Origin of the sequence: Microbacterium sp. SGAir0570 (genome assembly GCF_005491085.2) — a bacterium.
In the GTDB taxonomy this organism is placed as follows: domain Bacteria; phylum Actinomycetota; class Actinomycetes; order Actinomycetales; family Microbacteriaceae; genus Microbacterium; species Microbacterium arborescens.
In genome coordinates this window covers 1,326,499-1,347,085 of the sequence record NZ_CP027929.1, presented here as the reverse complement: position 1 = coordinate 1,347,085, position 20,587 = coordinate 1,326,499, and the positions used below count along the sequence as shown (strand labels likewise).

20 protein-coding genes and 2 tRNA genes are annotated in these 20,587 nt (G+C 69.6%); 11 read left to right on the top strand and 11 right to left on the bottom strand.

What is annotated here, in order from left to right; genetic code table 11:
* The first annotated feature begins 27 nt into the window (after positions 1-27).
* The 6 genes from aceE to C1N74_RS06330 all read left to right on the top strand — a co-directional run bounded on the left by aceE (position 28) and on the right by C1N74_RS06330 (position 7,621).
* A complete protein-coding gene (gene aceE, locus C1N74_RS06355) occupies positions 28-2,757 on the top strand; it encodes a pyruvate dehydrogenase (acetyl-transferring), homodimeric type (RefSeq protein WP_064956800.1) in 2,730 nt (909 codons plus the stop codon).
* Positions 2,758-2,764: 7 nt separating this feature from the next.
* Positions 2,765-3,967 (top strand): CdaR family transcriptional regulator, encoded by a 1,203-nt coding sequence (locus tag C1N74_RS06350; RefSeq protein ID WP_137750192.1) that lies wholly within the window; start codon positions 2,765-2,767, stop codon positions 3,965-3,967.
* Between the two features lie 124 nt (positions 3,968-4,091).
* The gene (locus tag C1N74_RS06345; RefSeq protein ID WP_064956801.1) at positions 4,092-5,009 is read left to right on the top strand and encodes an ACP S-malonyltransferase; all 918 of its coding nucleotides are present in this window, start codon (positions 4,092-4,094) and stop codon (positions 5,007-5,009) included.
* Positions 5,006-6,007, top strand: a complete 1,002-nt coding sequence (locus C1N74_RS06340) for a beta-ketoacyl-ACP synthase III (RefSeq protein WP_137750191.1) — start codon at positions 5,006-5,008, stop codon at positions 6,005-6,007. The genes C1N74_RS06345 and C1N74_RS06340 overlap by 4 nt, the downstream gene beginning before the upstream one ends.
* Before the next feature lie 75 nt (positions 6,008-6,082).
* Complete coding sequence (locus C1N74_RS06335) at positions 6,083-6,331, top strand: acyl carrier protein (protein ID WP_023951379.1); 249 nt, start codon at positions 6,083-6,085, stop codon at positions 6,329-6,331.
* A 51-nt stretch (positions 6,332-6,382) separates the two neighbouring features.
* On the top strand, positions 6,383-7,621 hold the full coding sequence (locus C1N74_RS06330) for a beta-ketoacyl synthase (protein ID WP_023951381.1): 1,239 nt from the start codon (positions 6,383-6,385) through the stop codon (positions 7,619-7,621).
* Positions 7,622-7,781: 160 nt separating this feature from the next.
* On the opposite strand, the gene C1N74_RS06325 is transcribed toward C1N74_RS06330, so the two are convergent.
* Positions 7,782-8,285: a DUF3145 domain-containing protein gene (locus C1N74_RS06325; protein WP_023951383.1), complete on the bottom strand. Its 504-nt coding sequence runs from the start codon at positions 8,283-8,285 to the stop codon at positions 7,782-7,784.
* Between the two features lie 205 nt (positions 8,286-8,490).
* On the opposite strand from C1N74_RS06325, the gene C1N74_RS06320 reads away from it, so the two are divergent.
* A complete protein-coding gene (locus tag C1N74_RS06320) occupies positions 8,491-8,682 on the top strand; it encodes a hypothetical protein (protein ID WP_064956803.1) in 192 nt (63 codons plus the stop codon).
* A gap of 53 nt (positions 8,683-8,735) precedes the next feature.
* Here C1N74_RS06320 and C1N74_RS06315 read toward each other — a convergent pair.
* Positions 8,736-8,809, bottom strand: a tRNA-Ile gene (locus tag C1N74_RS06315).
* A gap of 47 nt (positions 8,810-8,856) precedes the next feature.
* Complete coding sequence (locus C1N74_RS06310; protein ID WP_114598660.1) at positions 8,857-9,849, bottom strand: DMT family transporter; 993 nt, start codon at positions 9,847-9,849, stop codon at positions 8,857-8,859.
* Between the two features lie 40 nt (positions 9,850-9,889).
* On the opposite strand from C1N74_RS06310, the gene def reads away from it, so the two are divergent.
* Together def and glsA are read left to right on the top strand one after the other, a co-directional pair.
* Complete coding sequence (gene def / locus C1N74_RS06305; RefSeq protein ID WP_083990691.1) at positions 9,890-10,456, top strand: peptide deformylase; 567 nt, start codon at positions 9,890-9,892, stop codon at positions 10,454-10,456.
* A 4-nt stretch (positions 10,457-10,460) separates the two neighbouring features.
* Positions 10,461-11,387: a glutaminase A gene (gene glsA, locus C1N74_RS06300; RefSeq protein WP_137750190.1), complete on the top strand. Its 927-nt coding sequence runs from the start codon at positions 10,461-10,463 to the stop codon at positions 11,385-11,387.
* 162 nt (positions 11,388-11,549) lie between these two features.
* Here glsA and C1N74_RS06295 read toward each other — a convergent pair.
* The 5 genes from C1N74_RS06295 to dusB all read right to left on the bottom strand — a co-directional run bounded on the left by C1N74_RS06295 (position 11,550) and on the right by dusB (position 16,955).
* A tRNA-Asn gene (locus C1N74_RS06295) sits at positions 11,550-11,622 on the bottom strand.
* A 93-nt stretch (positions 11,623-11,715) separates the two neighbouring features.
* Positions 11,716-12,483 carry an ATP-binding cassette domain-containing protein gene (locus tag C1N74_RS06290; RefSeq protein ID WP_137750189.1) on the bottom strand — a complete coding sequence of 256 codons (768 nt, stop codon included), beginning with the start codon at positions 12,481-12,483 and terminating at the stop codon, positions 11,716-11,718.
* 53 nt (positions 12,484-12,536) lie between these two features.
* Positions 12,537-14,429, bottom strand: coding sequence for a DNA primase (gene dnaG, locus C1N74_RS06285; protein WP_103840775.1), 1,893 nt, complete (start codon positions 14,427-14,429; stop codon positions 12,537-12,539).
* A complete protein-coding gene (locus C1N74_RS06280) occupies positions 14,429-15,802 on the bottom strand; it encodes a deoxyguanosinetriphosphate triphosphohydrolase (RefSeq protein WP_023951397.1) in 1,374 nt (457 codons plus the stop codon). The genes dnaG and C1N74_RS06280 overlap by 1 nt, the downstream gene beginning before the upstream one ends.
* Positions 15,792-16,955, bottom strand: coding sequence for a tRNA dihydrouridine synthase DusB (gene dusB, locus C1N74_RS06275; RefSeq protein WP_137750188.1), 1,164 nt, complete (start codon positions 16,953-16,955; stop codon positions 15,792-15,794). Before dusB ends, C1N74_RS06280 begins: the two co-directional genes overlap by 11 nt.
* A gap of 57 nt (positions 16,956-17,012) precedes the next feature.
* On the opposite strand from dusB, the gene C1N74_RS06270 reads away from it, so the two are divergent.
* A complete protein-coding gene (locus C1N74_RS06270) occupies positions 17,013-17,513 on the top strand; it encodes a glutathione peroxidase (RefSeq protein ID WP_023951400.1) in 501 nt (166 codons plus the stop codon).
* Positions 17,514-17,537: 24 nt separating this feature from the next.
* Here C1N74_RS06270 and C1N74_RS06265 read toward each other — a convergent pair whose 3' ends face one another.
* The 3 genes from C1N74_RS06265 to recO are packed head-to-tail and all read right to left on the bottom strand — an operon-like array spanning position 17,538 to position 19,836.
* On the bottom strand, positions 17,538-18,215 hold the full coding sequence (locus C1N74_RS06265; protein ID WP_137750187.1) for a DsbA family protein: 678 nt from the start codon (positions 18,213-18,215) through the stop codon (positions 17,538-17,540).
* A 46-nt stretch (positions 18,216-18,261) separates the two neighbouring features.
* A complete protein-coding gene (locus C1N74_RS06260) occupies positions 18,262-19,065 on the bottom strand; it encodes an isoprenyl transferase (protein WP_137750186.1) in 804 nt (267 codons plus the stop codon).
* Positions 19,066-19,107: 42 nt separating this feature from the next.
* Positions 19,108-19,836, bottom strand: a complete 729-nt coding sequence (recO, locus tag C1N74_RS06255; protein ID WP_023951403.1) for a DNA repair protein RecO — start codon at positions 19,834-19,836, stop codon at positions 19,108-19,110.
* A 36-nt stretch (positions 19,837-19,872) separates the two neighbouring features.
* Between recO and C1N74_RS06250 the strand changes: the two genes are divergently transcribed.
* Positions 19,873-20,559 (top strand): trimeric intracellular cation channel family protein, encoded by a 687-nt coding sequence (locus tag C1N74_RS06250; RefSeq protein ID WP_023951404.1) that lies wholly within the window; start codon positions 19,873-19,875, stop codon positions 20,557-20,559.
* The last annotated feature ends 28 nt before the right edge of the window (positions 20,560-20,587 follow it).

Here is a 20,587-nt window from a genome sequence, read left to right as displayed (position 1 = left end):
CGATCTGCCATACGAGAAAGGTCGCCCGTGACTGTCAACGATCAAGACCCCTACTCCCAGGACGCCCTGGACAGCGACCCGGAAGAGACCGGTGAATGGCAGGAGTCGCTGCGCCAGCTGGTCGATGCGAAGGGCTCGGGTCGCGGTCGCGAGATCATGCTGAGCCTCCTGCAGGCATCGCACGAGCTGCAGCTGAACGTCCCGCAGGTGCCGGTGACGGACTACATCAACACCATCGCGCCCGAGAACGAGCCGGAGTTCCCCGGTGACGAAGAACTCGAGCGTCGCTACCGTCGCTGGATCCGCTGGAACGCCGCCGTCACCGTGCACCGCGCTCAGCGCCCCGGCATCGGTGTGGGCGGACACATCTCCACCTACGCATCGTCGGCCTCGCTCTACGAAGTCGGCTTCAACCACTTCTTCCGCGGCCCGGACCACCCGTCCGGCGGCGACCAGATCTTCATCCAGGGCCACGCCTCCCCCGGCATCTACGCCCGCTCGTACCTCGAGGGACGCCTCAGCGAGAGCCAGCTCGACGGCTTCCGTCAGGAGGCGTCGAAGGCGCCCGACGGCATCCCGTCGTACCCGCACCCGCGTCTCATGCCGGACTACTGGCAGTTCCCGACGGTCTCGATGGGTCTCGGCCCGATCAACGCCATCTACCAGGCGATGAACAACAAGTACCTCACCAACCGGGGCATCAAGGACCTCTCCGATTCGCACGTCTGGGCCTTCCTCGGCGACGGCGAGATGGACGAGGTCGAGAGCCGCGGTCAGCTGCAGGTCGCCGCCAACGAGGGTCTTGACAACCTCACGTTCGTCATCAACTGCAACCTCCAGCGCCTCGACGGCCCGGTCCGCGGAAACGGCAAGATCGTCCAGGAGCTCGAGGCGTACTTCCGCGGCGCGGGCTGGAACGTCATCAAGGTCGTCTGGGGTCGCGGCTGGGACGAGCTGCTGTCGCAGGATGACGAGGGCGCGCTCGTGCGTCTGATGAACACCACGCCCGACGGCGACTTCCAGACCTACCGCGCCGAGGACGGCGCGTTCATCCGCGAGCACTTCTTCGGTCGCGACGAGCGCACCGCGGCTCTCGTGAAGGACTGGTCGGACGACGACATCTGGGGCAAGCTGCGCCGCGGTGGTCTGGATTACCAGAAGGTCTACGCCGCCTACAAGCAGGCGATGGAGCACAAGGGCCAGCCGACCGTCATCCTCGCGAAGACGATCAAGGGCTACGGTCTCGGTCACCACTTCGAGGGCCGCAACGCGACCCACCAGATGAAGAAGATGACGCTCGAGAACCTGAAGCACTTCCGCGACTCGATGCGCATCCCGATCACCGACGCGCAGCTCGAGGAGAACCCGTACCTCCCGCCCTACTACCACCCGGGCGCCGAGGACGAGACGATCCGCTACATGCTCGAGCGTCGCCGCGAGCTCGGTGGGTTCCTGCCCCAGCGCCGCACGAACCACGCGCCGCTGACGCTGCCCGGCGACGAGTCATACGCTCTGCCGAAGAAGGGCTCGGGCACGCAGGAGATCGCCACCACGATGGCGTTCGTCCGCCTGCTCAAGGACCTGCTGCGTGCGAAGGACTTCGGTCACCGCATCGTGCCGATCATCCCCGACGAGGCGCGCACGTTCGGCATGGACGCGTACTTCCCGACGGCGAAGATCTACAACCCGCACGGGCAGAACTACACCTCGGTCGACCGCGAGCTGCTGCTGGCGTACAAGGAGAGCCCGCAGGGCCAGATCCTGCACGTCGGCATCAACGAGGCCGGCGCCGTCGCGGCCTTCACCGCGATCGGAACGTCGTACGCGACGCACGGCGAGCCGCTCATCCCGGTGTACGTCTTCTACTCGATGTTCGGATTCCAGCGCACCGGCGACGCCCAGTGGGCTGCGGGCGACCAGATGGCCCGCGGGTTCATCATGGGCGCGACCGCCGGCCGCACGACGCTGACCGGTGAGGGCCTGCAGCACGCCGACGGTCACTCGCACCTGCTCGCGTCGACCAACCCTGCCACCGTGTCGTACGACCCGGCCTACGGGTACGAGATCGCCCACATCGTGCGTTCGGGTCTCGAGCGCATGTACGGCGGGAACCACCCCGACCCGAACGTCATGTACTACATCACGCTCTACAACGAGCCGCTGGTGCAGCCGAAGGAGCCCGAGGATGTCGACGTCGACGGCATCATCCGCGGCATCCACCGCGTAAGCGTCGGCGAGGGCGACGGGCCGCGCGCCCAGCTGCTCGCGTCGGGCGTCGGCGTGCCGTGGGCCTACGAGGCGCAGAAGCTCCTCAAGGACGACTGGGGCGTGATCGCCGACGTCTGGTCGGTCACGAGCTGGACCGAGCTGCGTCGTGACGGTCTCGCCGTCGACGAGCACAACTTCCTGCACCCGACCGACGAGCCCCGCACGGCCTTCGTCACGCAGAAGCTCAACGACTCCGAGGGTCCGGTCGTCGCGGTCAGCGACTTCATGCACGCCGTGCAGGACCAGATCCGCCCGTGGGTGCCGCGTCGCTTCGCGACGCTGGGCGCGGAGGGCTTCGGCTTCTCCGACACCCGCCCGGCCGCTCGACGGTTCTTCAAGATCGACGGGCCGTCGATCGTGGTGCGGACGCTCCAGGCTCTGGCCGAGGACGGCGTGGTGGACCGCGGCCTGTCGGCGCAGGCGATCGAGCGTTACCGCCTGCACGACGTGACGGCGGGCACGAGCGGAAACGCGGGCGGCGAGAGCTGACCCTTCGGTGACCGACGACAGCTCGAAGGCGGAGACACTCGCGTGGCTCCGCCGGATCTCGGGTGATCTGGCCACGGCCACGATCAATCGGCTCGAGGAGACGCTGCCCTGGTACGCCGAGATGCCGCCTGCGCGCCGGTCCTCTGTGGGACTGGTCGCGCAGGCGGGCATCACCTCGTTCATCCAGTGGTACGAGGACCCCACCTCGACCCCGCGCATCGCGGCCGACATCTTCGCCGCCGCTCCGCGCGAGCTGTTGCGCAGCGTCAGCCTGACGCAGACGCTGCAGCTCGTGCGGGTGACCGTCGAGGTCACCGAGGAGCGGGTCGCCCATCGCGGCGACGATGTGCGCGAAGCGATCTTGAAGTACTCGCGCGATGTCGCCTTCGCCGCTGCGGACGTGTACGCGCGCGCGGCCGAGGCGCGCGGGCTCTGGGACGCCCGTCTCGAGGCCCTCGTCGTCGACTCGATCCTCACGGGCGAGACCGACGAGGAGCTGCCGAGCCGGATCGCCGCGCTCGGCTGGCACGGTCACGGCGCCGTCGCGGTCCTCGTCGGCACGGCTCCCCCGCAGTTCGACGTCGATCAGCTGCGTCGCGCCGCCCGGAAGATGGGCGTCGACGTCCTCGTCGGGGTTCAGGGCCTGCGCCTGGTGCTCGTGATCGGGCGCGCCGACCTGCCGGGCCGGGTCGAGCCGGTGTCCGAGCTGACCTTCCTCGAGATCGCGGCGCGGCTCGAACCCGGGTTCGGCCCTGGCCACCTGGTGCTCGGCCCCACCGTGCCCGCCCTGGTCGACGCGAGCCAGAGCGCCCGCGCGGCGCTCGCAGGGTTCGCGGTCGCCGGCGCCTGGCGTCACGCACCGCGCCCCGTCGAGGCCGACGACCTGCTCCCCGAACGCGCGCTGGCCGGCGATCCGGTCGCAAAGGCGACCCTGGTCGAGCGGATCTACCGTCCGCTCCTCGCCCACTCGGCGGATCTCGTCGCCACCCTGTGGAGCTATCTCGACAACGGTCGCTCCCTCGAGGCGACCGCCCGCGAGCTCTTCGTGCATCCGAACACCGTCCGGTACCGGCTGAAGCGCGTCTCCGACGTCATCGGATGGGATGCCACGGGGCCGCGCGAGGCGCTCATTCTGCAGACCGCGCTCATTCTCGGCTCGATCGGCAACGATCTCACGAGGCGCCGCGCGCCGCAGTCGCGCCGGAGCTGACGACGACGCGCTGCCGCTGACCGCTACTCACGACCCGTCGACTGTACGGTCGACACAAAGGTTCGCCGCATTGTTGTGACATCGTCGCCAGCGGTCGGCCGACTGAACTTGGAAGGATGTAAAAGTGATCATCGCCGTGTTCCCCGGGCAGGGGTCTCAGTCCCCCGGCTTCCTCGCCCCGTGGCTCGAGCTGGACGGCGCGCGCGAGCGCCTCGAGCGCTTCTCCGAGCTCGCCGAGGTCGACCTCGTCGCAGCCGGCACCGAGTGGGATGCCGACCGCATCCGCGACACCGCCGTGGCGCAGCCGCTCATCGTCGCCGCGAGCCTGCTGTCGTACGACGCACTCGTGCGCGACGGCGCTCGCCCCGCGGGCGTCGCCGGTCACTCGGTCGGCGAGATCGCGGCACTCGCCGCTGGCGGCGTGCTCGGCGACGACGACGCGATGCGTCTGGTCGGACTCCGCGGCCGCGCCATGGCGGATGCCGCGACTCGGGAGCAGACCGGCATGAGCGCCGTCCTCGGCGGCGACCAGGATGCCGTGGTGGCGCGTCTCGACGAGCTCGATCTGACTCCCGCCAACTACAACGGCGGCGGTCAGATCGTCGCCGCCGGCGCGCTGGACGCCCTCGCAGCCCTGGCCGCTGAGCCCGTGTCCGCGACCCGTGTCATCCCCCTGCAGGTCGCCGGCGCGTTCCACACGCGGTACATGGCGCCGGCCGTCGACACGCTCGCCGCAGCGGCATCCGCCACCTCGGTGAACGACCCCGACCTCACGCTGTGGTCGAACCGCGACGGCGCCGTCGTGACCGCAGGCCGCGACGCGCTCGACCGCCTGGTCGCCCAGGTCGCCTCCCCCGTGCGCTGGGACCTGTGCATGGCGTCGTTCGCCGAGCACGGCGTGAGCGGCATCATCGAGTTCGCTCCCGCCGGCACCCTCGTGGGTCTCGCGAAGCGCGCTCTGCGCGGTGTGCCCTCGGTCGCCGTGAAGACCCCCGACGACCTCGTCGCCGCATCCGCTCTCATCTCCGGAGGTGCCGCATGACCGCCGCCATTCGCCAGGCCACCGGCCCCGCTCACACGCGTATCTACGCCTACGGGGCGGCTCGCGGCCAGAACGCGGTGCCGAACGACGATCTCGTCGGTCCGATCGATTCGAGCGACGAGTGGATCCGCCAGCGCACCGGCATCGTCACGCGCGTCCGCGCCGATAAGGACACCACCGTGATCGACCTCGCCGCGGATGCGGTCGCCGAGGCGATCCAGCGCAGCGGGGTGCCCGCCGACCAGGTCGACGCCGTCATCGTCTCGACGATCTCGAACCCGAAGCAGACGCCGTCGGTCTCGGCGATCGTCGCCGACCGCGTCGGGGCGAACCCCGCGGCGGCCTACGACGTCAACGCGGCGTGCGCCGGCTTCTCGTACGGGGTGACCCAGGCCGACGCGCTCGTGCGCGCGGGGGCAGCACGCTACGTCGCCGTCGTCGGCGCCGAGAAGCTCAGCGACATCGTCGATCCCACCGACCGCACGATCTCGTTCCTCCTCGGCGACGGCGCCGGTGCCGCCATCATCGGCCCGAGCGACACCCCGGGCATCGGCCCGACGGTGTGGGGCTCGGACGGCTCGAAAGCCGACGCTGTGGGGATGAACCACACGCTCGTGGAGTTCCGCAACGGGACCGCGCCGTGGCCCACCCTCCGCCAGGAGGGCCCGACGGTCTTCCGTTGGGCGGTCTGGGAGATGGTCAAGGTCGCACGGCGCGCGATCGAGGAGGCCGGCATCCAGGCGGGCGACCTCGCCGCGTTCATCCCGCACCAGGCCAACATGCGCATCATCGACGAGTTCGCCAAGCAGCTCGGCCTGCCCGAGACCGTCGCGATCGGCCGCGACATCGAGACCACCGGCAACACGTCGGCGGCGTCGATCCCTCTCGCGACCCACCGCCTGCTCGAGGAGAACCCCGAGCTCAGCGGCGGTCTGGCCCTCCAGATCGGCTTCGGAGCGGGACTCGTCTTCGGCGCGCAGGTGGTCGTCCTTCCCTGATCGGGCGGGCCCCCGCACCTAGACTGAACAGCGGCCCGCGTCCGGGTCGGTCCAGAGATAACAAGGAGAAACCCCATGGCATTCAGCAACGACGAGGTCCTCGCAGGACTCGCCGAGCTCATCACCGACGAGACCGGCATCTCGGCCGACGAGGTCGCCCTCGAGAAGTCGTTCACCGACGACCTCGACATCGACTCGATCTCGATGATGACGATCGTCGTCAACGCCGAGGAGAAGTTCGGCGTCACCATCCCCGACGAAGAGGTCAAGAACCTCAAGACCGTCGGCGACGCCGTCACCTACATCACGTCCAACCAGGCGTAACCCCCACCGGCGGGGGCACACGCCCCCGCCGGGGTTCCACCGAGGAGATCCATGAGCACCCCGCGTATCGTCGTCACCGGAATCGGAGCGTCGTCGCCCCTGGGCGGCACCGCACCCGAGAGCTGGGATGGCCTGCTGGCCGGCCGTTCCGGCTCGCGCACACTCGAGCACGAGTGGGTCGAGAAGTACCAGATCCCGGTCCACTTCGCCGCCGAGGCGATCGTGCGCCCCGATACGGTGCTGGAGCGCCCCGTTTCCAAGCGCCTCGATCCCGCATCGCAGTTCGCGATGGTCGCCGCGATGGAGGCATGGGCGGATGCCGGTAGCCCCGACGTCGACCCCGAGCGTCTCGGTGTCGACTTCGCAACCGGCATCGGCGGCGTGTGGACCCTGCTCGACGCGTGGGACACGCTCCGCGAGAAGGGACCGCGGCGCGTCCTGCCGATGACGGTTCCGATGCTGATGCCGAACGCGGCCGCCGGCAACCTTTCGCTGCACTTCCGTGCCCGCGCCTTCGCGCGGACCGTGGCCAGCGCCTGCGCCTCGAGCACCGAGTCGATCGTCAACGCGATCGAGCACCTGCAGGACGGTCTGGCCGACATCGTCATCGCGGGCGGCACCGAGTCGGCGATCCACCCCATCACGATGGCGTCGTTCGCGTCGATGCAGGCCCTGTCGCGTCGCAACGACGACCCGGCGACGGCCTCGCGACCGACGAGCGTCGACCGTGACGGCTTCGTCATGGGTGAGGGCGCCGGTGTGCTGATCCTCGAGACCGAGGAGCACGCCAAGGCTCGCGGCGCGAAGATCTACGCGTACGCCGTGGGCGGCGGCGTCACGGCCGACTCGTACCACATCACGGCCAACGACCCCGAGGGTGCCGGCGCATCGCGCGCGGTTCGCGCGGCTCTCGAGCAGGCCGATGCCTCCCCCGACGACGTCGCGCACATCAACGCGCATGCGACCTCGACCCCGGTCGGCGATCCCAACGAGTACCAGGCCCTGCGCAGCGTGTTCGGCGACCGCATCGACGAGATCCCGGTCTCGGCGACGAAGGCGTCCACCGGCCACCTGCTCGGCGGCACCGGAGCGCTCGAGGCGATCTTCACGATCCTCGCCCTGCGCGAGCGCATCGCGCCGCCGACGATCAACATCACCGAGCAGGATCCCGCCGTGCCGTTCCGAGTCTCGGGCGAGACCCAGAGCCTCGGCGACGGTGATCTGCTGGCGATCAGCAACTCGTTCGGCTTCGGCGGTCACAACGCCGTCGTCGCGTTCCGATCGGCCTGAGCGGCCGTAGACGACGAAACAGACCCCCGCGGACGGCGTTCCGCGGGGGTCTGTTCTTCTTTCGGGTCAGCCGTCCCGTACGTGCTCCCGTTCCCCGGGATCGTTCCACCGGGGCTCGGTACGAACGCACGGGCCGGCTGGGTCTGTGTTCGACTCGGGATCAGCCCACCTTGTGCAGCCACACCACGGCGGCATCGTCGCCGGCGTGGCGGAAGGGCTCGAGCTCCTCGTCCCAGGCTGCACCCAACGCGACGTCGAGCTCGCGCTGCAGCTCGCGCACATCGCCCGCCGCGATCTCCATCGCGTAGCGGATGCGGTCCTCGCCGATCACGACGTTGCCCGATGCATCGGTCTGGGCGTAGTGGATGCCGAGACTCGGGGTATGCATCCACCGACCCCCGTCGCTGCGCGGCGTCGGGTCCTCCGACACCTCGAATCGCAGGTGCTCCCAGCCGCGTATGGCCGTCGCGAGGGCCGCGCCGGTTCCGGCGGGTCCCTCCCAATAGAACTCCGCGCGACGGCTGCCGTCGAGCACCGGCTGGTCTTCCCAGTCGAAGCTGACCGCGCGTCCGAGCGCACGTCCTGCCGCCCACTCGAGGTGCGGGCACAACGCGCGTGGCGCGGAGTGGATGAAGATCACTCCACGCGCCTGTGGTGTCGCCATGACTTCTCCGTTTCATCAGGTACGTCTTCCCCTACGACCTGAGTCCGGATGCCGGCGAGTGTTCGGTTATGGCGTCGATTATGGCGCACGAACCTGAAGAATCACAACCGTGTCACGATTTCGCGCATCATCCGATGTCAAGCGCCTTCCTCGTGTCGTGTCCGGCCGTCAGGGTGGATGTCACACACCGAGGAAAGGATGCCGCATGTCCGACAGCACTCCCCACCACCGCGACGCCGATGACGCTCACGCCGACGGTGCCGCGCCGACGGATGCCGCCAGCGATGAGGTGAAGGCCGACGCCGCTCGCGCGGGCTCCGACCTCGGCGACACCGATCTCACGGCGGGCGACGACAACACCGACTTTCCGCAGGATCCCGCGATCACACACCCCTGACGTCACACGCCTCTGTGCATGCGAATGGCCGCCCGCGGGCGGCCATTCGTGCGTAGGGCGGGTGGGACTTGAACCCACGATCGTCGGGTTATGAGCCCGCTGCCTTGACCAGCTTGGCCACCGCCCCTCGTCGTATCGAGCCTAGCGCGAGCCGCGTCGGGCCGATGCGATCGCTCAGTCGTCGAGGCGCTTGCCCTTGCTCCCGCGCGGAATCGGGAGCTGCTGACTGTCGAGCACGACCTGCGGATGATTGCGCGCCAGGGAGGTCACGCCGTACACCGCGATCGCGCCGGCGATGACGAAACCGACGAACGCCGGCCACGGCGCCGTTGCGGCCTCACGCAGGATGGCGATGCCGATGATGACGGCGACGATCGGGTCGATGACCGTGAGCCCGGCGATGACGAGATCGGGAGGCCCGACGGAGTAAGCGGTTTGGACGAAGTACGCACCGACCGCGGTCGCGGTGATCAGGCCGACGAGGCACAGGAGCGTCAACCACTCGAAGTCGCCGTTCTGGATGCGCGAGATAACGACCTTCGCGAGCGTCGCGACGAAGCCGTAGATGATTCCCGAGGCCGCGATGTAGAAGAGCGGCTTCGCGCCCTTGCGCACCAGCATCCACACGGCCCCCGAGATCAGGAGCACCCCCGCGAGCAGCGCCAGGATGGTGATGAGCTGGGCCTGATCGATCGGCTCCTCGGTCGCGACGAGCGCGGCCACCGTGACGAAGGCGAGGATGCCTCCGACGCACAGGATGATGGAGCGGACCGAGCGCTTGGTCGGCTTGACGCCGGTGATGCGCGCGTTCAGGAGTGTCGTGATGACGAGAGATATCGCACCGAGCGGCTGAACGAGGATGAGCGGCGCGAAAGTCAGCGCTGCGAGCTGACACACGATGGCGAGCCCGAGCATGATCGTCCCCGCCACCCACGACGGACGCTTGAGCAGACTCAGCAGCTGCGAGCCGTTGAGACCCGAGCTACCAGACGAGTTCGTGAGACGCTCGACCTTCTGCACACCCCGGTGCTGGTAGAGCGCTCCGAAGGACATGAACACGGCGCCGAGCAGCGCGAGCGGGATTCCGATGAGGATTCTGGGTTCGCGGAAGACTCCGATCAGCTGATCGGTGACGTCATCGAGGGACGCGACAAACGGAATCACCATTCGACCATAACCGCGAAGCGCGCTCGATTAGGCTCGCAACGTGCCCGTTCTTCCGATTCGCATCATGGGCGACCCCGTGCTGCACGCCCCCGCCGAACCCGTCGCCGAGATCACGGACGAGATCCGCCAGCTCGTCGCCGACATGTACGACACCATGGACGCCGCCCCCGGAGTGGGGCTGGCGGCTCCCCAGGTCGGCGTCGGCCTGCGCATCTACGTCTACACGTATCAGGACGATGACGGCCAGCCGTGGCGTGGTGAGATCATCAACCCCGAGCTCTGGATGCGTCCGCTCGAGCCCGGTGCGCCCGACCCCGACGACGAGTCGGAAGGGTGCCTCTCCTTCCCCGGCGAACGCTTCCCGCTGCGCCGTTCCGACGAGGTGCTCGTCACGGGCACCGACCTCTCCGGCTCCCCCGTCGAGATCCGCGTCGACGGCTGGCGAGCGCGCATCATGCAGCACGAGTTCGACCATCTCGACGGCATCCTCTACATCGATCGCCTCGACGACTCCGACTGGAAGACGACGCAGAAGATCGCGAAGAAGCGCGGCTGGGGCCGTCCGGGCAACGCCTGGACGCCGGGCGTGGACGACCTGGACGCCTGATCTCGTGAGGCAGGCCGCCGACCCCCGGGGGTACGACATCGACGCTCTGCGCCGGCGGCTCGTCCCCGAGCGCGACGGCGAACGCTCGACGAGCATCCCCGAGCTCGCCGACGCCGACCCCGACCTGTGCGCGATAGCCCTGGCTCTGCCGGACGGCTCGGTCCGCTCGTCGGTCGACGGGGACGTCCCGTTCAGCATCCAGTCGGCCGTCAAGCCGTTCCTGTTCGCGCTCGCGCTGGCTGACACCGACGGCGCAGCCCTGGACCGGGTCGGCATCGAGCCGACGGGCGAGGCGTTCGACGCGATCAAGCTCGAAAGCGGCACGGGACGCCCGCCCAATCCGATGGTGAACGCCGGCGCCATCCTGACCTGCGCGCTCGTCGATGGAGATGATCCCGACGAGCGCACAGCTCGCATCATCGGCGGGCTCTCAGCGTTCGCCGGTCGCCCACTCGAGGTGGACGACGGCGTCGCGCACAGCGAGCATCTGCTCGGAGACCGCAATCACGCCCTCGCCCACCTGATGCGCGATGAGGGCACACTGACGATCACGGCGGACGAGGCTGTCGCCGTCTACGCGCGCGCATGCGCCGTCCTCGTCGATGCCGAGAGCCTCGCCGTGATGGGCGCGACGCTCGCCCTGGGCGGCGTCAATCCCGCGACCGGCCATCGCGTGGTCTCCTCCCGGATCGCGCGCGACGTCGTCGCCGTGATGGCCACGTGCGGTGTCTACGACGGATCGGGACGGTGGATGCGTGGAGTCGGGGTCCCCGCGAAATCGAGTGTCTCCGGCGCCATCGTCCTGTCAGCACCGGGCACCCTGGGCGCCGCGATCGTGAGCCCGCCTCTCGATGAGCGCGGGACGAGCGTGCGCGGTCGCATCGGCGCCGAGGCCCTGAGCGCAGACCTCGGGCTGCACGTCTTCGGCTGATCCATCGCCCGCGCACGTCTTCGGATGGCACACCGCGCCGCGTGATTTCCGAGGACCGGGCACCGACTGCCGGGGGAGCCGACGCGCGGGCACATGAGTAAAGGCCCGGGGTGGAAGCCCGGGCCTTCGGTGAGAGCCGCGGTAGATAACGCGGGTCTCTCGCTCCCCGGCTTGGACTCGAACCAAGAACCTATCGGTTAACAGCCGATTGCTCTGCCAATTGAGCTACCGAGGATCAGTCGCCCGCTCGCGCTGGGCAACCCGTCTATATTAGCAAAGCTCCGGGGGTGCTCACGACATGAACCGACCCCCGGGCGGGTCGCGCTGCTCAGGAAGCCCGAGACCGGCCGCCCGGCGTCCACACGACGTCCGACGCCGTGGGCCCGTAGCCCACCGGACGTCCCCCGTGGAGAACGAGAGCCGCGGCATCCAGCTCGTCCGCGGTCTCGACGTCGTTCGTCGCGATGACGATCGCCATCCCCGTGTCGTCACGGCGCGACAGCAACGCCTCGCGAGCCGCGATCCGCACCTCGATGTCGAGGTTGGCGTACGGGTCGTCGCCGATGAAGACCTTCGGGTCGAGCACGAGGGCGCGAGCCAGTGCGACGCGCTGGCGCATCCCGGCGCTCAGCTCGTACGGGTACTGCGACGCCGCCCCGAGCGGCAGGTGCAGCTCGTCGAGGAGAGAGGCGACTCGAAGGGAGAGCGCGCGCTGGCTCACGCGACGGTCGCGCGAGGTGATCGGCTCGGCGATCACCTCGGCCACCGTCAGCCGAGCCGGGAGCGACGCGCCCGCGGCCTGGGGCATGTGCCCGGCGTAGTAGGTCAGCATGCGCCGGGAACGGCCACCCTTGCGCACCGAGAGGCCCGCGACCTCAGCGGCCCCACCGACGACGCCGACATCCGACGGCGCGGTGCCGGCGAGGATCGACAGGAGCGTCGATTTACCCGACCCGGTCGCGCCCATCACAGCGAGGGCCTCCCCGGCCCGCACCGTGACGCTGACGCCCTCGACGACCCGATCGGAATCACCCGTCCGCGCGATCGAGAGATCGTCGCAGCGCACCGCGATTTCCGCGTCGGGTCGTCGGGACATGCGCATCATCCTGCCGTTTTCATCGTTCGACCGCTACTCACCGCAGACGGCGGCTATTCCGATTCCATGAGCTGCCGCAGCCGCAGGTCGAGGTCGCGGATGGCGACGCCGATCGAACGGAACTCGGGTGAGCCCGGTTCGAGACGCTGCTGCGCGCTCCTGAGCTCGGCCTTCTCGCGCTCGAGTGCCCGCTGACGCAGCTTGCGCAGCGACTCCATCGCCGTCGTCTGCGCGATGCGCTCCGTGCCCGCGGGGAAGTCCGCCGTGAGCAGCTCGATGGCGAGTGTGCGGTACGGCTCGCGAGTGGCGTCCACTGCGGCCGAGGTCCAGCCGGGCCGTGTGAGGTCGGGCTGCATCGACACGGCCTGCCGGACAGCCTCGAGAGCCGGATGCGGCATGGGCAGGCCGAGCGCGATGTCGACGGCCTGCTTGTCGAGCAGGTGCCCGTACTGCAGCACGCCCATGAGAGCGCGCTTCTCGAGCTCGAGCGCAGGCGGCAGGGAGGCGAGGGTGACCCGGACCGACGCGGGCGGAGCTTCGGCGCCCCGGCCGGGCGGGTCTGCGGGGGCGGCGCGTCCCGCGGGCGCCTCCCCGCGGGCACGCTCCCCCGGGCCCGAGGGGCCGGCAGCACGACGCGCGGCGCGCTCGACTTCCGGCTGCACTTCGGAGAGGTCGAGCCCGAGTTTTCCGGCCAGCACGCGCGTGTATCCCGGGCGCAGGGCGGTGTCGCGGATGTCGGCGACGATGGGCGCCGCCGCGCGCAGGGCGCCGATGCGTCCCTCGACGGTGGACAGATCGAACGTCGACAGACGCTGATCCATGACGAACTCGAACATCGGCGCTTTGGCTTCGACGAGAGCGCGAACGGCCGCATCGCCGCGGTTCAGCCGAAGGTCGCAGGGGTCCAGCCCCTCGGGGGCGACCGCGACATACGTCTGCGCCGCGAAGCGCTTCTCGTCGCCGAAAGCCCGCAGCGCGGCCTTCTGACCGGCGGCATCCGGGTCGAATGTGAAGACCACCTCACCCGAGCTGCCCTCGCTGTCGCCCATGACGCGACGCAGCACCGTGATGTGGTCGGTGCCGAACGCGGTGCCGCACGATGCGATGGCTCCGGTCACCCCGGCGAGGTGGCAGGCCATGACGTCGGTGTAGCCCTCGACGACGACGACGCGGTGCTCCCTCGAGATCGACTTCTTGGCCAGGTCGAGGCCGTAGAGGACCTGCGCCTTCTTGTAGATGGGCGTCTCGGGCGTGTTGAGGTACTTCGGTCCCTGGTCGTCGTCGTACAGACGGCGAGCGCCGAAACCGATCGTCTGACCGGCGACATCGCGGATGGGCCAGACCACCCGACCCCGGAACCGGTCGTAGACGCCGCGCTGACCCTTCGAGACCAGTCCCCCGGTGACCAGCTCCTCGTCGGTGAACCCCTGCGACCGCAGGGCGTCGCGGAGCGCCGACCAGCCCTGGGGCGCGTATCCGACCCCGAAGTGCGCAGCGGCACCGGCGTCGAAACCTCGTTCGCCGAGGAACTGCCGGGCCGCCTGCGCGTCGGGGGCCGCCAGCTGCGACCGGTAGAACTCGGCAGCCGCGGTGTGGGCGGCGTACAGCCGGGAACGACCGCTCGTCTCGGGGGCGGCCGCGCCGTCCTCGTAGTGCAGCTGGTACCCGATGCGCGCAGCCAGACGCTCGACAGCCTCGGTGAACGACAAGTGGTCCATCGCACGCAGGAACGAGTAGACATCGCCCGACTCGCCGCAGCCGAAGCAGTGGTAGTACCCGACCTGGGGCCGCACGTGGAAGCTCGGGCTGCGCTCGTCGTGGAACGGGCACAGGCCCTTCAGCGAGCCGACGCCGGCGGACTTCAGGGCGACACGTTCGCCGACGATGTCGCCGATGTTCGTGCGCGCCTTGACCTCTTCGATGTCGGTCTGCCGGATCCGTGCCATCAGAGCCCTTCGATGGGCTCGGGCAGCGCGAAGTGGCTGGGCGCCGTCGCGCGCGGATCGGACGACCACAGACCCAGCTCGCGAAGGTCGACCGGACCCACCAGGCGGCCGTGCCACTCGATCGCGAAGCGGTCGGTGAGCGTCGCCACCTGGTCGACGATGACACGTCGGCGGGCCGCGTCCGTCACCGCGGCGGCGAAGTCCTCGGCGTGCAGTGCGTCGAGGTGCTCGGGACGCTCCCAGAGGGCGTCGGCAAGCCGGCGCAGCACGCGACGCTGCTCCTTGTAGAGGCCCTTGCGCCCCTCGATAGAGACGACGAACGCACCGATGACGCCCTTGAGCACGGCCATCTCGACCTCGATGACGCGCGGGACGATGACACGACCGCGGAAGCGCGTCAGGACGGGGATGTCGTAGTGCTCACGCGTGGCAGCGGTGGCCGCACGCGCGAAGCGACCGATGAGATCGGATGTCAGGTTCTTGAGCCGGGCCATCGCCGCCCGCGAACCGTCGTACGAGTCCAGCCACTCGGGAAGCAGCGTCAGGCGATACAGCGCGTCGCCGAGCTCGTCCTTCGTGAAGCCGTAGCCGACCCAGCTCTGGATCGCGGTGAGCAGTGCCTCGCGCTCTCGGGGGTCGGCGAGTCGCGCCGGGTCGAGGTAGCCGTTCAGCACCGCGTCCTCGAAATCGTGCACCGAGTACGCGATGTCGTCGGAGAGGTCCATCACCTCGGCCTCGATGCAGCGCAGGCGACCGGGGGCGCCCTCGCGCATCCACTGGAACACCGCCTCGTCCTCGGGGTATACGCCGAACTTCTGCCGTCCGCCCGGGTCCGGGATGGCGTGCTCGACGGTCCACGGGTACTTGCAGGTCGCGTCGAGACTCGCCCGCGTGAGGTTGAGGCCCGCGCTCTGCCCGAACGCGTCGACCACCTTCGGCTCGAGACGCGAGAGGATGCGCAGCGACTGCGCGTTGCCCTCGAAGCCGCCGATGTCCTCGGCCCAGTCGTTGAGGGCCCGCTCACCGTTGTGGCCGAAGGGCGGGTGGCCGAGGTCGTGGCAGAGGCAGGCGGTGTCGACGACGTCGGGCGAGAGCTCCAGCGCGATCGCGAGCTCGCGTCCGACCTGCGCGACCTCGAGCGAGTGCGTCAATCGATTGCGGGCGAAGTCGGCGGGGCTCGCCGGGCTCAGCACCTGTGTCTTCGCGGCGAGCCGGCGCAGGGCACCCGAATGCAGCACGCGGGCGCGATCGCGCGCGAAGCTGTCGCGGCGGGAGCGGTGCTCCTCCCGGTGGAAGCGGGCGGCATCGTGGTCGTCGTAGCCGGAGGGACGTCCCGCCGAGACGCCGACGCCGCTCGTGACCTCAGCCCCCACTGTTCTCGATCTCCGCTGCGGCGATGGTCGACGACTCCGCCGCGTCGACGTCGCGCGAATCGAGCCAGCGGTCCGGTAGCGCCGGACGCTTCGGTGTTCCCGCTCGCCCGCGCTGGCCTTCCGCAGCCGAGCCGGGGTAGGGCGCCGACCAGTCGAGCGTCTCGAGGATGTCGTCGATCTCGGCGAGACTCGACGCGGTCGCCAGGCGCGCACGCGTGTCGCCGCCCACCGGGTAGCCCTTGAAGTACCACGCGACGTGCTTGCGGATGTCGCGGCATCCGCGGCCCTCGTCCTCGAAGAACTCCACCAGCAGCTCGGCGTGGCGTCGGAACGCCGTCGCGACGAACCCGAGGGTGGCATCGACCTCGGGGCCGGCCGAGCCGGGCTCGCCCAGAGCGCGCGCGAGGTCGCCGAAGAGCCAGGGACGCCCGAGGCACCCGCGTCCGACGACGACGCCGTCGCAGCCGGTCTCCGCCATCATCCGGACGGCGTCCTCGGCGGACCAGATGTCGCCGTTGCCGAGGACGGGAACGCTGGTGACCGCCTCTTTCAGCGCGGCGATGGCCGACCAATCGGCGTGGCCGGAGTAGAACTCCGCAGCCGTGCGGGCGTGGAGCGCGACGGCGGACACACCGGCATCCTCGGCGATGCGGCCGGCGTCGAGGTAGGTCAGGTGGTCGGAGTCGATGCCCTTTCGCATCTTGACCGTCAGCGGGACGTCACCGGCCGCGCGGGCGGCGCGCGTGACGATGTCGCGGAAGAGATCGAGCTTCCAGGGCAGTGCCGCTCCCCCGCCCTTGCGGGTCACCTTGGGGACGGGGCACCCGAAGTTCAGGTCGATGTGATCGGCACGGTCCTCTTCGACCAGAAGCCGCACGGCGGCCTCGGTCGTCGCGGGGTCCACGCCGTAGAGCTGGATGGAGCGCGGCTTCTCGGACTCGTGATGCGTGATCAGCCGCATCGTGGTGGCGTTGCGCTCGACGAGTGCGCGGGTCGTGATCATCTCGCTGACGTAGAGACCCGCGCCGTATTCGCGGCAGAGCCGACGGAAGGCGGTGTTCGTGATCCCGGCCATCGGGGCCAGGACGACGGGCGCATCCAGGGCGATCGGGCCGATCCGCAGGCGCGGGGAGGCGGACAGGACGGTACTCACCAGATCATTCTCCCAGAAGGACGGATGCCGGAAGGCGGCCGGGCGTAGCCTGGGGACGTGACCGAAGCGACCACCGACATCCGTTCGATTCCGTTCTCCTCCGCCGACGGCACCCCCACCACGCTCGACGACCTCGGCGACGGCGTTCTGCTCGTCGTCAACGTCGCCTCCAAGTGCGGTCTCACGCCCCAGTACGAGCAGCTCGAGCAGCTGCAGCGCACGTACGGCGAGCGCGGCCTGCAGGTGATCGGATTCCCCTGCAACCAGTTCATGGGTCAGGAGCCCGGCTCGATGGACGAGATCCTCGACTACTGCGCGATGACCTGGGGAGTGAGCTTCCCCATCATGGACAAGATCCGGGTCAACGGCTCGCACGCCGCACCGCTCTACAAGGCGCTGAAGAAGATCCGCAACGAGGAGGGCGCACGCGGCCCGGTGATGTGGAACTTCGAGAAGTTCGTGATCACGCCCGGCGGCGAGGTGCACCGCTTCCGGCCGCAGACCAAGCCCGACGCGCCGGAGATCGTCGCGGTGATCGAGGCGAACCTGCCGCGCTGACTCGCCGGCGCTCGCGGACGGGGCTCAGCTCGCGGTCTCGACGCCGTTGCGCTCCGCCCACACCTGTCGGGCGATCTGGGCGAAAGCCTCGGCGGGCTGCGCCCCCGAAACGCCGTAGCGACCGTCGATGACGAAGAACGGCACCCCGTTGATGCCGTACGCGCGCGCCTGATCCTGGTCGGCGCGGACGGCCGGCAGGTGCTCCCCCGATTCGAGCGCCGCCCGGATGGCGTCGCGGTCGAGACCGACCTCAGCCGCGAGCTCGACCAGCTCGTCGATGCGGCCCACATGGCGACCCTCGGTGAAGTAGGCCGCCATCAGGCGCTCGGCCATCTCGTGCTGACGCCCCTCCGCCTTCGCGGCGTGCAGCAGCTCGTGCGCCTTGACGGTGTTCGTGTGCTGGAGGATGTCGAAGTGGTAGTCCAGGCCCGCATCCTTCGCGACGCCGGTGACGTTCTCGAGCATCTGCTCCACCTGCTCGCGCGGCATCCCCTTGTGGCTCGACAGGAAGTCGAGCTCGTCGCCTTCGAAGTCGACGGGGGTGTCGGGCGAGAGCTCGAACGAATGGAAGGTCACCTCCACGCGCGGAGCGTCTTCGTCATCCGCCGTGGCCGCCAGGCCCGACTCGAGGTTGCGCTTGCCGATGTAGCACCACGGGCAGGCGATGTCGCTCCACACGTCGATCTTGATTGCGTCCGTCACACCGGGTGCAACGTCCCGGCGCGCGCGAGCTATTCCCGCGACCGCGTCACGCGGTCGGAGCGTCGACGGCGCCGCCGAAGCGGCGGTCGCGCGAGAGATAGAGCTGGATCGCGCCCCACAGGTCCGATCGCGAGAAGTCGGGCCACAGGGTGTCGAGGAACACCATCTCGGCGTACGCCGCCTCCCACAGGAGGAAGTTCGAGGTCCGCTGCTCCCCGCTCGAGCGGATGAACAGATCGACGTCGGGCATGTCGGGCACGTAGAGGTGCCGGCGCAGGGCCTTCTCCGTGATCGCGGAGGGCTTCATCCGGCCCGCGGCGATCTGCTCGCCCATCGCGCGCATGGCGTCGATGATCTCGTGACGCCCGCCGTAGTTGACGCACATCGTGAGCGTGAGCACGTGGTTGTCGCGAGTGAGCTGCTCGGCGTACTGGAGCTCGGAGATGACCGATCCCCACAGGCGCGGCTTTCGCCCTGCCCACCGCACGCGCACGCCCCATTCGTTGAGCTGGTCGCGACGGCGATGGAGGACGTCGCGGTTGTACCCCATCAGGAAGCGCACCTCGTCGGGCGACCGAGACCAGTTCTCGGTCGAGAACGCGTACACGCTCAAGTGTTTGACCCCGGCCTGGATGGCGCCGGCGACGACGTCGAGCAGCACCTCCTCGCCGGCGCGGTGGCCCTCGATGCGCGTGAGGCCACGGCGATTGGCCCAGCGTCCGTTGCCGTCCATGACGATCGCGACGTGATTCGGAACGCCGCCCCGCGGGAACGCCGGCGGGCACACCCCGGTCCAGTCGAGGGGGCGATAGGGAACCGCGTCGCGGTGCGTGTACGGCTTGGGACTCATCGGTTCGAGCCTAGGCGGTCGAGCCGTGCGGCATCACAGGTGTCAGCGCGCCGCGCCGATGTGGCCGAGCGATCGGATGCCGCGCTCGAGGTGCCACTGGGCATAGGCCGCGATCAGCCCCGATGCGGCGTTGGCTGTGCCGGGGCTGCCCGCATCGACGGTCTCCCACTCTCCGGCGATGAGGGCGCGCAGGCGCGCTCCGGTTTCGGGGGCGATGCGGGCCGACCCCGCGGGCGCGCACGCGTCGCACACCGATCCGCCGAGGGGCGCGACGAAACCGTCGTGGGGGCCTGGACGCCCGCAGCGCGCGCAGGCGTCGAGCGACGGCGCCCAGCCCGAGAGCGCCATGGCTCTGAGGAGGTACGAGTCGAGCACGGCGCGGCTGTCGTGGTCGCCGCGCGCGAGGGCGCGAAGCCCACCGACGAGAAGCAGATACTGCTGCGGCGTGGTCTCGGCCTCGTTCAGACGATCGGCGGCCTCGACCATCGCGGACGCCGAGGTGTAGCGGTCGTAGTCCGTCGCGATGTCGGCACCGTAGGAGCCGAGCGACTCGGCCTGCTGCACGATGTCGAGCGAGCGCCCTTTGTACATCTGGACGTCGGCGACCATGAACGGCTCCAGTCGCGCACCGAACCGGGACGACGTGCGCCGCACGCCTTTCGCGACGCCGCGCAGCTTGCCGTGCCGCCGGCTGAGCATCGTGACGATGCGATCCGCCTCGCCCAGCTTGTGGGTGCGCAGGATCACGACCTCGTCGCGGTAGGTGGGCACTCTTCAATTATCGCGCCGACCGACGACAATGGTTCCGTGGCGCAGTCTCAGTTCGTGATCCCGCTCTGGGCGGATCTGACCGCCGTCGGGCTCGGCGGGGTCCAGGGCGCCCTTTTCGCTTCCGGATTCGTCGGCAAACAGCGGCTCGATCCACTCGGGGTCGTGATCATCGGCATCCTGATCGGGATGGGCGGCGGTCTCATTCGCGATCTGCTCCTGGGCGTGCAGCCTGTCACGCTGCAGAGCAACTGGTATCTCATCACCGCGACCTCGGCCGCGCTGGTCGGCATGCTGCTGTCGAACCTGTTCCAACGGCTCAACGCCGTCATCATCGGTCTCGACGCCGTCGTCATCGGCATGTTCGGGGCGTTCGGGACGAGCAAGGCCCTCGTGCTCGGGCTGCCGATCGTCCCCGCGATCTTCATCGGCTCCTGCGCCGCCGTCGGCGGCAGCATGCTGCGCGACGTCATCCTCGGACTCCCCGTCGCCATCATGCACGTCGGCTCGCTCTATGCGATCGCGGCCGCCGCCGGGTGCGCGGTGCTCGCCGGAGCGTCGGCGCTGGGCGCGCCCATTGTGGCCGCTGCCATCGTGGGCATCGCGGTGACCACCGTCATCCGCCTGCTCGCGGTCGTCTTCGACATCTCTCTGCCCGAGCAGCGCGCCCTGCACCGGCGCAAGGTCGCGGCGGAGACGGCGTCGATCCCGATCGTCAAGCCGTGAGACCGCGGGGGCGGCGAACGCACCCCGC